The 12,440-nt window shown below is 46.7% G+C and carries 16 protein-coding genes; all 16 read right to left on the bottom strand.

The window, feature by feature from the left end; genetic code table 11:
• Positions 1-588 precede the first annotated feature (588 nt).
• The gene (locus DWZ93_RS02310) at positions 589-1,272 is read right to left on the bottom strand and encodes a type IV secretory system conjugative DNA transfer family protein (RefSeq protein ID WP_330417414.1); all 684 of its coding nucleotides are present in this window, start codon (positions 1,270-1,272) and stop codon (positions 589-591) included.
• A gap of 32 nt (positions 1,273-1,304) precedes the next feature.
• On the bottom strand, positions 1,305-1,583 hold the full coding sequence (locus tag DWZ93_RS02305; protein WP_118049227.1) for a DUF4314 domain-containing protein: 279 nt from the start codon (positions 1,581-1,583) through the stop codon (positions 1,305-1,307).
• 18 nt (positions 1,584-1,601) lie between these two features.
• Positions 1,602-1,913: a hypothetical protein gene (locus DWZ93_RS02300; protein ID WP_118049226.1), complete on the bottom strand. Its 312-nt coding sequence runs from the start codon at positions 1,911-1,913 to the stop codon at positions 1,602-1,604.
• 81 nt (positions 1,914-1,994) lie between these two features.
• Complete coding sequence (locus tag DWZ93_RS02295) at positions 1,995-2,885, bottom strand: ArdC-like ssDNA-binding domain-containing protein (protein WP_243008136.1); 891 nt, start codon at positions 2,883-2,885, stop codon at positions 1,995-1,997.
• Positions 2,886-2,951: 66 nt separating this feature from the next.
• Positions 2,952-3,752 carry a PcfB family protein gene (locus DWZ93_RS02290; RefSeq protein ID WP_118049225.1) on the bottom strand — a complete coding sequence of 267 codons (801 nt, stop codon included), beginning with the start codon at positions 3,750-3,752 and terminating at the stop codon, positions 2,952-2,954.
• 14 nt (positions 3,753-3,766) lie between these two features.
• Positions 3,767-5,041 carry a relaxase/mobilization nuclease domain-containing protein gene (locus DWZ93_RS02285; protein ID WP_118049224.1) on the bottom strand — a complete coding sequence of 425 codons (1,275 nt, stop codon included), beginning with the start codon at positions 5,039-5,041 and terminating at the stop codon, positions 3,767-3,769.
• The gene (locus tag DWZ93_RS02280; protein ID WP_118049223.1) at positions 5,042-5,350 is read right to left on the bottom strand and encodes a plasmid mobilization protein; all 309 of its coding nucleotides are present in this window, start codon (positions 5,348-5,350) and stop codon (positions 5,042-5,044) included.
• Between the two features lie 8 nt (positions 5,351-5,358).
• Complete coding sequence (locus DWZ93_RS02275) at positions 5,359-5,736, bottom strand: DUF3789 domain-containing protein (RefSeq protein WP_118049222.1); 378 nt, start codon at positions 5,734-5,736, stop codon at positions 5,359-5,361.
• Positions 5,737-5,862: 126 nt separating this feature from the next.
• Positions 5,863-6,189: a DUF7768 domain-containing protein gene (locus DWZ93_RS02270; RefSeq protein WP_009248017.1), complete on the bottom strand. Its 327-nt coding sequence runs from the start codon at positions 6,187-6,189 to the stop codon at positions 5,863-5,865.
• Between the two features lie 81 nt (positions 6,190-6,270).
• Positions 6,271-7,077, bottom strand: a complete 807-nt coding sequence (locus DWZ93_RS02265) for a DNA-methyltransferase (RefSeq protein WP_009248018.1) — start codon at positions 7,075-7,077, stop codon at positions 6,271-6,273.
• A gap of 18 nt (positions 7,078-7,095) precedes the next feature.
• Complete coding sequence (locus DWZ93_RS14920) at positions 7,096-8,130, bottom strand: hypothetical protein (RefSeq protein ID WP_227080768.1); 1,035 nt, start codon at positions 8,128-8,130, stop codon at positions 7,096-7,098.
• Positions 8,131-8,229: 99 nt separating this feature from the next.
• The gene (locus DWZ93_RS02255) at positions 8,230-9,027 is read right to left on the bottom strand and encodes a hypothetical protein (RefSeq protein WP_044961791.1); all 798 of its coding nucleotides are present in this window, start codon (positions 9,025-9,027) and stop codon (positions 8,230-8,232) included.
• A 5-nt stretch (positions 9,028-9,032) separates the two neighbouring features.
• Positions 9,033-10,004: a DUF3991 and TOPRIM domain-containing protein gene (locus DWZ93_RS02250; protein ID WP_009248021.1), complete on the bottom strand. Its 972-nt coding sequence runs from the start codon at positions 10,002-10,004 to the stop codon at positions 9,033-9,035.
• The gene (metK, locus tag DWZ93_RS02245) at positions 10,004-11,164 is read right to left on the bottom strand and encodes a methionine adenosyltransferase (protein ID WP_118049221.1); all 1,161 of its coding nucleotides are present in this window, start codon (positions 11,162-11,164) and stop codon (positions 10,004-10,006) included. Before metK ends, DWZ93_RS02250 begins: the two co-directional genes overlap by 1 nt.
• Before the next feature lie 98 nt (positions 11,165-11,262).
• Complete coding sequence (locus DWZ93_RS02240) at positions 11,263-11,577, bottom strand: type II toxin-antitoxin system RelE/ParE family toxin (RefSeq protein ID WP_009248023.1); 315 nt, start codon at positions 11,575-11,577, stop codon at positions 11,263-11,265.
• A 1-nt stretch (position 11,578) separates the two neighbouring features.
• A complete protein-coding gene (locus DWZ93_RS02235; RefSeq protein WP_009248024.1) occupies positions 11,579-11,881 on the bottom strand; it encodes a type II toxin-antitoxin system RelB/DinJ family antitoxin in 303 nt (100 codons plus the stop codon).
• Positions 11,882-12,440: the final 559 nt, after the last annotated feature.

The raw sequence follows: 12,440 nt of genomic DNA, 5'->3' as shown, positions 1-12,440 counted from the left end.
GAGACCATTCCTCCTTCTCCCATTACAGGAGTTCTCAACGGTTCGATCTCCACCTTTCAGCACCAGTAAATCTGCTTATATTCTTCGTCAGAAAATCTCTGAAAAGAGACCTGGTACCTTTCCTTGTTCCGACAATTCTATCTGTGCATATATATCCTTAGGTTTCTGCTATAGTCCTGTCAGTTTGGATATGCCTGTAACATATCATGGTCGTTCGTAGGGAAAATTTCTACTAAACCACACTGACTGCGCTTTAACGCACCCATACATTTCTATATGGTCTTCTTTTAGAACCGTACCTTCGCAGATTCGTCAGTCTGCACGCCAGAGCAGACATTCTAACCATAGATATTTTATAGACACTCGACCTATAGGTAACACAATCCACCTCTGGACTGCTTTCGGCAACTTTATTGGCAAGCTGCTACGGTTACTCTCAGTCTTTGTCGTGGGGCTTCATACAATCTCCTTTACAGAAACTGCATGCCCACCAAGTGTAAGCGTTTCAGGGCGTTACCCCATCATTCCACTTATCAAATTATCAGTTCACAATCATATTTTTACGATTGTGCGTAGACTTTTAACCGCCTACGAACAAGTCGCACTCTCCCAAAACGGATCCGAACTCTGCGCTCCCTTCGGGGTGGTGTTTCGAATCAGGTTGTTGATGAGCTTTAGCACATCCTTATCATCCCGCACATAAGCAAAGGGATTATAACAAAAGGATGTTTCCGGGTTGATCAGGTCAAACACCCGCACTTCATACCCTTCCCGTTCCAGCAGCCCTCCGGTTTTCCGCAGAAGTTCTCCTTTGGGATCGGTGATCACCATGGAACAGTTGCACTGCATAATGTTGACTACGGCGTATGCCCGGCTTTTTCCCGCGCCGGAGCCACCCACGACCAATACATTTAAATTCCGTTTGTGTTTATAACAGTCCAGCCCCATACGGAAGTTCTGGGTTAAAATGAGATTTTGGGTGTACCGCTTGTCCCGATAACGCTTGCAGATGGAAGCTGCATCGCCCCACTTGGCAGAGCCATGCTCCACCCCTCTTCGATAATTTCTCTTCTGGGAATAATAAATACCGATGCCTAACACATAGGCGATAGTGAATGTGAACACACACCGCAGTGTGTACGGTGTATAGGTGATAGAAAATGGCTGATCCAGTTTTTCGGTCAGCACTTGTAAGATTTGTAACAGATTGGTATCCGGCTCGATAGCACAGGCAGTGATTGCGCCTGCCCACCAGACAACAGGCAGGAACAACAGCCATACCCAAAAGTCAGAACGTTTGCATGCTACCTCTGCAGGCTTCGCTCCTTCTTCGCTTTTTCGTCTTTTGGCACTTCGTTTGCTGGTCCGTCTACCCTATGAAAAGAATCCACACCGGGAACAATGGCAAGACTCCGCCCATTCTCCCAATGCATGTGAATCTGTCCGGCATCATCGATAAATGCTACCGTTCCCTGCAATCCCGGCGGCATCCCTGCCTCATCCATAAAGTCCAGGCAGAGCCTTGTTCCTTTCGGATACCGCCTTCGTAATTGTTCCACTTGTTTTTGATTATACATCCTCATAGACATCCCTCCCTTCTGCTACCAGAAGAAGCGCCTGCTGGTGTTTGGTTTCATGACCTTTAAGATCACGCTGTCAATGCCATCGCTGTATCTGCCCATGGCCAAATACTTGTCCCGCAGCCGATTGAGGGCATTGCGGAGTTCCCGTTGTTCCTCTATGGTGATGGGAAGCCTTTTCTCGGAAAGTTCATAGGAACGGACTTTCTGCAGCATTGACTCTGTCGCAGGGCGAACCTTTCCCATCTGACTCTGGGCTGCTAACTCATCTTTGAGTGCCACCGTAAACATGTTTTTCATGATGTTGTCTGTTTTCAAATAGTAATCTGCCATCTTCGGCACCTCCTTTGTTACACCCAACATACCACAAGACCCCCACAATAGCTATCCCAAAGACGGAACTTCTTTCAGAACTTACCGCTCCGGCTGTTTCTCTTTTTTCTCCTTCTTCGGTGTCTGCTTTGGCGGTTCCTCAAAGGAAAAATCATCCTTCGTAAAAGTCTGCTCCTGTTCCCCGAAGTTCCGTTCCATATGGTTGCGGATGGTATAGGCTGCCTGACGCACATCATTTAAAAAGCCACGCAATTCCTGGGGATCTTTCTGCCCATTCGCCTGCATCTCTGCCACTTTTCCAAACTGGAAACCGGACACCTCTGCTCCATACCGCTTACCAATCACATAGGCGGCGCAGTATGCCTGGGCATTGACTTTCTTCCTGACATAATTCCCATCATGCTGATCTAATGCTGCACACGCCAGTTCCCGGTTCACTGCATGGAACGTTGTATTCTCATCCATGCCATTGCGCACATATACGGTACGCTGTTTCGGGATATACTGTGCCTGGATGCCCTCCGGCAGATTGTCTGCGATCTGCATACGCACTGGCTGATCCTTTAGTACGGCCTGTATCAGTTCTTCCATAGAACGCTGCGGACGTTCTTCCAACGGTTTCCCACTCATCTGGCTGATGTCAAAGCCCTTACTGATGGTATAGCCTGTCCGCATCTCTCCGTCTTTTTCATATTCGGTGCTGACCATATAAGTGTATCCACGCACCCCGGATTTTGGAGAACGGTTCTCTGCCTTCCAGTAATCATAAGACTTTACCACGGTTGCCTGTGGATTCTGTCCGTAGATTAGCAGAAGGTTGGGCGTTTTCTGAGTGTTGCACTGTGCCATAAAATCCAAGAATCCTTTTAAAGATTCTCCATTTTGGAACACCGCCTGTGCCTGGGCGTCAACCTCTGCCCACACTTCTTCCCTCTGCTGTTTTTTCATGGCTGCATACTCTTCTTTTGACAGACGCTACTCTACCGCCTGTTCTTCCCCTGCTCCATTGGGAATCATACTCGTTAAATCCATATCGCCTTACCTGCCTTTCACTTTTTTCTTTTTTCTCTGTTGGTTTCTCGGTTTTCTCCGACTCTTCTGTGTCTGCCTGCGCTGTTTCTGCTCGGCTTCAATCTTCTTTAGTTCCTGCCGGACAGAGGGCTTGTCCCCTTTCCAGCTAGTTTCCTGCCCGGAAAAAGAAGCGCTGTTGTGCGAGGAAGGTTCGGACAGATTCTCTGCCTTCTCCGCCTGGGTAAAATTTCCCCCCGAAGGAGAAACTTCCCCTACATCAAACAGATGCTCTTCTTCATTCAGTTCAAATTCAATGGTCCCTTCCGGCAGCACCACCTTTTCGGTCTTCACCGGAAGTTCCTCTTTCCCTTCTGTTTTCTCGGTAAACTCTGCATCGATCACACGGTCTGCTTCCCGTACTGGCGCTTGTTCTACAACCGCTTCCCCGGCTTCGGATTTTACAAAGTCCAGATTCATCTTGTCCAGCACCCGGTTTACCTTTGCTGCATCATCGGCAAACACCATGATTTCTGCTGACTTGGGATTTTTCTTATCCCGGATGACCACATACAACAGCCCTCTGGATTTTGCTTCCCCGGCAAACTCCCGTAACCTGTCATGGGGAATGGTGAAAAACTTCATTGCCCGCTGTTCCTTTAACATCCGAAGCAGGTTGGTCTTTCCCCTGGTCTTTTTCTGATCCTTCATCACCGCTACAATCAGCACCGCCAGATTTTTTGCAATGCTTCCACTAATCCGTAAGGTATGTTCCATGCCTTCCATGGAATACCGGACAATCTGATCCGCCGCATCACCGCCATAGTTCATACGCTCTCACCTCCTTACCGATTCCATTCTGCCTCTCTTCGCTGTTTCCCTGACACTTCCTGTACCTGCTCCTGTTCTTTTGCCTGCCTTAACCGCTCTTCCATTTCCAAGGACTGCTTTTCAATCTGCTGGCTTAAACGGATTTTCTTACGAAGTTCTTTTAACTCCCCATTGATTTCCTGAATGCGCATACCGCCCGGTTTTTTCCGGTATAATTCTCTGCGCTCTTTCATCAAAGAAAGTACCTGTTCTTCTAAGGGTTTCCGGTATGCTGCCAGCTCTTCCCTGGTGGTAATCTCTTCTTTTTGCAAAAACTCCATCTGGCAAATCCTTTGGTCCAGCCTCCGAATATCGGAACGCACTGCATAGGGAATCCGCTTGGGCTTCTTCGGAAATACCCCCATCTGATATAAATAAGAATAATAAAGTCTCTGAAGTCCGGTGAGTTTCCGTCTCGGAGACTGCATCTGCGTGTTTCCATACACCTGCCGGATCTTTGGACGCAGGATCTTCTCACGGATTTCTGCCTCCCCATATCCTTTTCCCAAGGAACGCAGACGAATATACCGCTCCATCCCCGGTGTCTTTAATGATGGGTACTTCCGATTTAATTTCCACGCATAGCCTCGTTTCTCCATTTCTTTGACAAACTGACTCCAGGAAAAACTCACGCCAATGGCATCCCGGATATCCATGCGGATGGCAGTCCTCCAAGTGGGCTTCCCTTCTGCTTCTGCTTTCCACTGGGCATAATGCATGGCTTTTCCCTGATTCGTCTGGATCACCGAAAGACCATATTTTCTGCATAATTGATCGGAAATCTGACGCACCTCGGTAAAATAACTTTTGGCATTGCTGTGGTATTTTCTCCCATCTACCATACTCACTGAATTCCACACCAGATGATTATGGTAATGCTTCGTATTCAAGTGGGTAGTGATCACCACCTCATACTGCCCTTTCAAAAGCTGCTCTGCCAGTTCCTGTCCAATGAGATGGGCCAGTTCCGGAGATACTTCCCCTTCCGCAAAACTCTGTACCAGATGGTATCCCTGTACCCCTTCTTTTTTATGGAAACGCTCTTTTGTCTTTACCATGTCCACGTAAGCATTTTCACAGGTACACCCAATGGCATCCTCAAAAATGGTCTGTTCCGTCTTTTCCCTGTTTAATGCATAATCGATGGCTTCTTCCAGGGAGCCGGCATTCTTGGTGGTCTTTGCCCGGTCTTTCACATAGTCAATGGAACGGTCCAGGCGGTGGACGGGGAGAACGCTGGTATATGCCATCTACCATTCCTCTTTCACCAGACGCCAGGTCTCTTTGGAAATCCGAAGCATTTCCTGTACGCTGGCTTCCCCTGCCATCCCTGTTCCATTGGCGACATGAGCCAGCTGGTTCGCATTGTTGCAAAGCCCCGCAATCTTTCGAAGAAGTTCTGCATGATGCTCACAGGGCTTCGTCTGCAGTTGTGCGCCTAAGATCAGGGAACGTAAGAACTCCTCCCTGTTTAACCCACTCTTGGCTACCTGCCCATCCAGATGCCGAAACTCCTTTGCATTCAACCGTACCGGAACCACATGGTTTCGTTTTCTCATTCGACCACCTACCTTTTCTTCTTTTCTGCTGTCTCTAAGGGATACACCTGGATTCCTCTACGCTCCATCTGCCAGAGGAATTCCCCGATTTCCCAGATCTGCCCATTCACATCTACCTGCTTTTCATCCACAAAGCGGCAGATCCCAATCTCCTTCGTTCCGTCCTCCGCCATCATGCAAAGACTTTCCCCATCCAAAAGGGAGAACCGTTCCGACCCTTCCATATCTCGGAACTGGATCTGTTTTGGTTCTCCCTGTTTCTGTCTGCGTATCCGCATCTGCTCCATCTGCTGATCTTCTCTCTTTCCAGCAACCACACAGCACATCAGTCCAATACCAAAGGCTGCGCCTGTCATTGCTCCAAGAACCATTCCTGCAAAAAACATTTTCACTTTCTCCTTTCTCGACTGCCGGGGGATTGGGGTTCTCCCCAAAGTGCGTTTGGATATCCAAACGCTATGCTTGCAAAACCAGTTCCACCGATTTCCATCGACTCCCCCATGCAGAATCGATTATGCTTCCTTTTCTTTGATCTTGATCAATCCATCTAATGTGGTACAAATGATATGCAATCGGTCTGCGGTACTAATATCTGTGTTCATCGTTCCGGTGACTTCTTTTCCACAGACCACCACCATCCGACACCGCTTTAAGATCAAGTGGGACATCCGGTTGTATGCCTGCAAATCCTCAGCTTCCCCTTCATCCAGAAAAGGAAGAAATCCAAACCTCGGACAAATGGGAACATATCCCAACTCATAAATCTTCCGGCAATATCGCTGCACCTTCACTCTGCTTTCTTCTGCCGGACAACACACATAGGCCATCGCCTGTTCCATCGCCTCACCCCTTTCCTGCATCCAGGTGGATGCACTTTTCTTCTTCTGAAACAAAGTTGGACATCCATGTGGATGCCCTTGCTATTTCTCGCTCTCTTCTTTTTCCTTTGCTTCCAATGCAAACTTTACACGGTCACTGCCCAGCTTATAATAAGCATCGGTCACTTCAATGCCTACTGTCTCATAGCCTTCTTCCACCGCCGCAAGGATGGTTGTTCCTGCTCCGGCAAAGGGATCTAAGATTCTACCACCCGGCTCACAAATCTGAATGACATCTTTCATCAGCTGCAACGGTTTCTCTGTCACATGAATACGGTTCTGGGGATTTCCATAACGGAACACACCGGGAAGACAGGAAACCGGGCGGTTGATTGGCATCGGGCCATTACTGCCCCACACAATATACTCAGCCTGCTGGCGAAAACGTCCTTTCTGCGGACGAGAGTTTCCCTTATCCCAAACCGCAGTTCCTCTCCAGATCCAGCCTGCCCACTGGAGTGCATCGGTAATAGAGGGATATTGTCTCCAGTCAATAAACAGGCAGATTGGCGCACCAACTTTACAGGCTTTCCGCGCATCGTAGAGCCACTCTGCCATCCAATGGGTCCAGGAACGCTGATCCTTGTTATCCCCATCAAAATCCGGCAGTGCATTCTCTGCCTTCATACTGCTGTATTTCTGATTAGTCGTGCGGTTTCGCTCATTCTGTTTTGTTCCCCCAGACGCATAAGGCGGATCGGTAATCACTGCATCAAAGATCCCCGGCTGAAATGCTTTCACCAGTTTCAGCGTATCTCCATGTAAAATTGTCCAGTTTTTCCCTCCGGTATATTCCTCCGGGTATGTTCCTTCTTTCAATAAGTTCCCTAACTGCAGGGTATTTTCCATAGGCATCATCCTTTCTTATCAGCGCTCCGGCTGTTTTTTACTTTTTGTTTTTTTCTTGCTTTCATTCACTTTATGAATTGAATCACCTCCCCTGAAAACTAACAGCTCCTGTGTCTGATTCTCCACATTCCGGCTTGGCAGAACATTTCCTCTCACCAATACTTTCCCGCATACATTTCCAAAAACCAAGCTATTTCCGAGAATCAAAGGTGCATCTCCTGTTTCCTTTGCCGCAGTAATCTTGGCAAATCCTCGAATGTGTGCCATATTCCAAACCTCTCCAGCTAGAATACGGCAGGATTCCTCTGCAATACTCGTTTGATACATCACTGCAGTTCCCGTAAGAAGGGCATCACCCTTGGCAATCGCTTCTTGGAACAGTCCTGCACTCCTTTCCACTACCGCACGTTCACAGCAGATAGCCTGGTCATAAATCCAGCATGATCCTTCCTGGGAAAGATTTTGCTCATATTCTACAAAGCCACCCAAGGTTCCTTTGGGAACCGCTTCATTTACGTCTACCAATGCTCGGATTCTATGCAGCCATGGAAATTGTGGATGGGCTATGGAAGTGATTTCATATTTCTTCTGCGTTTCGCATTGGACTTCTTTTTGAGAGAACTTTTCTTTTGTATCTACTGAAAAATCAAAAACGACTTCTCCTTCCTCTACGGAATAGGTACGAATACGTGAGGTATCAAAAATTCCCCCTTCGTACTGCCTGCTGAGAAAGTTCTGGATCGCTTCCAGTTCCTGCTGTGTAAGAGGCTCTATTAATGCAAGGCTGGCACAAACATACAAACCATCTTGTTCTTTTTTCACCTGGATATCGAGGTTCTGCACTTTCTCCTTTACAGAATCATCCGCATCATAGTAATCCATCAGATTGAATGGTGCCGACTTTTTTCTGTAATACAATTTTTCCTGCTCCAGTGCCTCTTGGATGGCAGTTTCATAAAGAACAAGATCCTGTCCCTTCAAATCTACAGATTCCCCTTCTTTTGTGGCAAGCCATCCCCACACAGGACTCCATAATTGCAATCTTTTTTCCATAAGACCTCCCTTGTCAGTGTTCTGGCTGTTTATTCTCTTTTCAATCTGTTTCTGCTATTTTTTCTTCCCACATCTCCTTTGATGTGACAAAAGATAACTTCATCGGCATTCTTCCTTCCCACGTTTCTTTGGGGGCTTGGTATCATTCTGAGAAGATGCACTCAGTTCTGTTTCCACATATTCACTGATGATATGAAGTGCCTGATAATAGTTCTCTGATTTCTGGACACGTGCAATCATTTCTTTTGCCTCTTGTCCCTGCCCATTTTCCTGAAGCAGTTTACTTGCCCTGGCCATAACCGCAAACACATTTCCATCCATTCCCAAAAGCTGCATTTTCAGGCGTTTCGGAACATTTACCGGATTTTCTTGTTTCTCCGACTTTTCTTTTGAGACTTCTGATTTTGCCTGTTGAAATTCAAAATCTATTGGGCGCCAAAAGTGTATACACAGTTCACCACCCTCTACCGGAATCTCCTGCTGTTCAAAGCCTTCTCCCCATCCATCACTATATTGTCCGGTGAGATATTCACACAGTTCCGATAATTCTTCCGCCTCCAGATACTCTTTCAATTCTAAAGTTGTACAGCCATATAACACACCATCCGATTCTTTCACCGATGGAACTGCGGACACTACTTTTTCTTTAATGGCAGCACTTCCGTCAAAATAATCCATCAGATTATCGGTCCTATCATCGTCATGTCCGACACGGTTGTATTCTGCAATCTTTTCCTGAATCACAGAAGCATACTCCGTTAAATCATCTCCTTCAAAAAATACCTGCTCTTCTTCAAAGTCATTGTAATCCTCTTCTTCCCAATCTTGTTCCATCTCATTGGGAAGAAAGGTTCCTGTCAGCGGTGTCAATAATTCTATTTTGATCGTATCTTCCATTTGCCTCACCTGCCTCTTTCCTTTTGCTGTTTCTTCTGTTTTTCCACCGCCTGTTTTGCCAGGTCTCCATAGTCTGCACCTTCCATCTGTGGTAAGTTACAAACTACGGTATATTTTTCCTCATACTGCTCTTTTAACTGCGCACATGCCCATCGCCCGGCAAAATCGTTATCGGTGCAGAGCTCAATTTCTGTTACCTCCGGATGCTCTTTCAGAAAATATTCCAATGCATCCGGGCGCTTCATCTTTTTTGTTGCTCGTTCCGCGCCTTCTTTCGGCGCTGCGATTCCACCCAGAGACAGGCGATACTTATCGGTTCGTCCATCTTCCAGCGTCATATGGGCAAGGGCATCAATACAGGCTTCATACACCGCTACCCGATGGCTTTTCCCCAAAGGCGGAACACAAAAGCTATACTGTTTGTTGCTTCCTTCCTGTTCCATTCGAAAGCTCTTTCCCCGGCTGTCATAAATCCCACGCAGAAACGCATACTTTGCTTCTCCCTGTTCATCCATGCCAACAAAAACAGCGTTATGGTAGGGGGCGCTCTCATACAGGATTCCCAGCTGCACACAATAATCCAGTACCTCATCCCGGATTCCCCTTTGGTTCAAATATCTCCGTACCCGGTAAAAACTGTCGTTGGGGAAAGGCAGGGAAAAGGGCTTCTTCCTGGGGGCTGGTTCTGCTCTGGAAACATACACAGGCGTCTGCTCACACAAGATTTTTACTGCTTCCGTATATCCCATGCCATCTACCTGCATCAAAAACCGGAGAGCCGACATTCCACCAATACCCCTGGACTTCCAATGCCATTTGCTGGTAATCTCATTGATTTTGAAACTGTCATGGTCCTGAAGCTGCCATTCATTTCTTGTCCGTGTTTTTTTCAATCTCCCCGGCTGGTATGTCTGCAGATACTCGTAGGCTCTCACCTGCTTGGCTGCCTGATATTCTTCTTCAGTAACCCAAGCCATCAGATCACTGCATTGCGAAGAGCCTCGACCTTATCGGTGCGCTCCCACGGAAACTCTTTTCTTCCGAAATGCCCGAAGGCTGCAGTCTGTCGGAAAATAGGACGGGTAAGGCGCAGGGTATCCACGATCTGCTTCGGAGTCAGCCCAAACACCAGCGGGATTGCCAGCTCCAGACAGTCATCCGCACACACGTTTCCCGTACCAAACGTGTCCACCTGCACCATAACTGGCTGTGCCACTCCGATTGCATAAGCCAAAGACACTTGACACTTGCTGGCAAGCCCCGCAGCTACGATATTCTTGGCGATATATCTAGCCATATAGGCTGCTGAACGATCCACTTTTGAACAATCCTTTCCGGAAAATGCACCACCGCCATGGGGAACCATGCTTCCATAACTGTCTACCATCAGCTTCCTTCCAGTCAGCCCCGTATCTGCATCCAGTCCTCCACAGACAAAACGCCCCGATGGATTGATATAAATCTTGGTTTCCTCATCCGGTGGCAGGGGACGAAGCGCCGGCAATAACACCTTGTTTCGGATCTCCGCTTCCAGCTTTTTCAAATCTTTTTCTTCCGTATGCTGGCAGGACACTACCACACTATCCAGTCGGACAGGCTTCCCATTTTCATATTCTACGGTCACCTGGGCTTTCCCATCCGGTAAGATCCCCTGAATATAAGAGCTTTGTCTGCAGGCAGATAATTCCCGGACAATCCGATTGGCCAGCACCACAGGCATAGGCATGAGCTGCTTCGTTTCATCACAGGCATATCCGATCATCACACCCTGATCCCCTGCCCCTTGGAACCAGTCTATCTGATTGTCAGACACTCCTTCCCTTCGTTCTTTTGAAGTATCGACTGCCCCTGCAATATCGGGACTCTGTCGATGGACAAAAGTGTCCATTGCAATCCCTTCACTGGAATAACCCACGTCAGACAGTACTTTTCGCACAACTGCAAACACATCCGGTTCATAGGTGCTGGTGATTTCCCCTGCCACAATGATCGTTCCTTTCGTAGCAAGCACCTCACATGCTACTCTGGACTGTTCATCCTGTTTCAGACACACATCCAAGATTGCATCTGCAATCTGGTCACACAATTTGTCCGGGTGTCCTTCTGTTACTGCTTCTGCTGTATAAAATTTTCTCATATGAATTTCCTCTCTTTCATGCAAAAAAGGCAGGATACCTTCCTTTTTACGGGAACATATCCTGCCTGACGTTTCATATTTTCTTTTGATTTTATCATCTAACCTTTTAATCGGCTTTCAATATCTGATGCACTATATAATACATCTGTTACAATCACTTTATCTCCCTGGATTACAAAAAAGACCGAATAATTGTCTACCAACAATCTTCTCATCTCTTTGCTTCGTTCCGGCTCTGATTCCATAATACGGATTCTCTCAGCCATAGTATCCAATGTTAAAATAGCGTCTGCAATCCGGTTGTATTGATCCATCGCATTTTCTGGTGCCTGAAGAACATAAGCGATGTGATTATATAACTGCTCCATATCAGCCAATGCTTCATTTGTAATCTCAACCGTATAGTGTTTCATATCAATGATTCTCCCTGAATTTTGCGAACGCTTCTGCTGCATTTTGCACTCTTCCTGCAGCTATATCATTGTAACCTTTTTCCAATTTCTGATGGATTTCTTCTGTTGTCATGGCATCTGCATGAATCGATACTGGTGCTTTTGGTAAAGAAACAGAAAATGGAATTCCACCTGTAAGAGAAATTTGATTCAAATACATATCAATCGCTGTTGACATAGGAACACCTAACTGAGACAATACTTTTTCTGCCCGCTCTTTGACAGTTGGGTTTACTCTTAAGTTTAATGTTGCTGTTTTTTCCATGATCACACCTCCTTGTTTCTTATATTGTAACGCTTTTGTCGTTACAATTCAAGCACTATTTCTCACATTTTCTAAGTTTTATATCCGATTTTACATTTTCATTATACTCTCAGATTTTCGCTTAAAAAACACATTCCAGATAGATGGCAGATACATCCAGATAGCTGCAAAAGTCCCAGTCTTTAAACACTTTCTGACACTACATCACGCCACATTTCGTTGCACATCCTACATCCTCGAACACTTTTGTGTATGATGGTACTGTCTTTTTCATGCAGCCTCGTCTCACATTCTGCACTTTTCGTGTGCTTTCAAACACTTCCCGGCAGCTTCAGTTCCAAAAAGCCACCAAAGAGCTGGAAAAGCGCCCATCTTCGAACACTTTCCCAACACTACAAGACTACACAAGCCGCCACGATCCGTTGCACATCCCTTAACTTCGAACACTTTTTGTTCCGTAGTGCCGCTTCTTACCTGCAACTTGTCTCACATTCTGCACTTTTGGGGTACTTTTGAACACTTCCTGACACTACTGACTTCGAAGCGTACTGGAGATATC

It is taken from the genome of Dorea sp. AF36-15AT (assembly GCF_003477705.1).
Classification (GTDB): domain Bacteria; phylum Bacillota; class Clostridia; order Lachnospirales; family Lachnospiraceae; genus Claveliimonas; species Claveliimonas ammoniilytica.
This window is presented reverse-complemented; position numbering and strand designations above follow the sequence as displayed.

Bases quoted from the DNA above. Each gene is read 5' to 3' on its own strand.
- DWZ93_RS02285 (WP_118049224.1), bottom strand. From the start codon at position 5,041: ATGGCATATACCAGCGTTCTCCCCGTCCACCGCCTGGACCGTTCCATT.
- DWZ93_RS02305 (WP_118049227.1), bottom strand. From the start codon at position 1,583: ATGAGGATGTATAATCAAAAACAAGTGGAACAATTACGAAGGCGGTAT.
- DWZ93_RS02235 (WP_009248024.1), bottom strand. From the start codon at position 11,881: ATGGAAAAAACAGCAACATTAAACTTAAGAGTAAACCCAACTGTCAAA.
- DWZ93_RS02270 (WP_009248017.1), bottom strand. From the start codon at position 6,189: ATGGAACAGGCGATGGCCTATGTGTGTTGTCCGGCAGAAGAAAGCAGA.
- DWZ93_RS02290 (WP_118049225.1), bottom strand. From the start codon at position 3,752: ATGAACTATGGCGGTGATGCGGCGGATCAGATTGTCCGGTATTCCATG.
- DWZ93_RS02255 (WP_044961791.1), bottom strand. From the start codon at position 9,027: ATGGAAGATACGATCAAAATAGAATTATTGACACCGCTGACAGGAACC.
- DWZ93_RS02240 (WP_009248023.1), bottom strand. From the start codon at position 11,577: ATGAAACACTATACGGTTGAGATTACAAATGAAGCATTGGCTGATATG.
- DWZ93_RS02265 (WP_009248018.1), bottom strand. From the start codon at position 7,077: ATGGAAAATACCCTGCAGTTAGGGAACTTATTGAAAGAAGGAACATAC.
- DWZ93_RS02280 (WP_118049223.1), bottom strand. From the start codon at position 5,350: ATGAGAAAACGAAACCATGTGGTTCCGGTACGGTTGAATGCAAAGGAG.
- DWZ93_RS14920 (WP_227080768.1), bottom strand. From the start codon at position 8,130: ATGGAAAAAAGATTGCAATTATGGAGTCCTGTGTGGGGATGGCTTGCC.
- DWZ93_RS02300 (WP_118049226.1), bottom strand. From the start codon at position 1,913: ATGGCAGATTACTATTTGAAAACAGACAACATCATGAAAAACATGTTT.
- DWZ93_RS02275 (WP_118049222.1), bottom strand. From the start codon at position 5,736: ATGTTTTTTGCAGGAATGGTTCTTGGAGCAATGACAGGCGCAGCCTTT.
- DWZ93_RS02250 (WP_009248021.1), bottom strand. From the start codon at position 10,004: ATGGCTTGGGTTACTGAAGAAGAATATCAGGCAGCCAAGCAGGTGAGA.
- metK (WP_118049221.1), bottom strand. From the start codon at position 11,164: ATGAGAAAATTTTATACAGCAGAAGCAGTAACAGAAGGACACCCGGAC.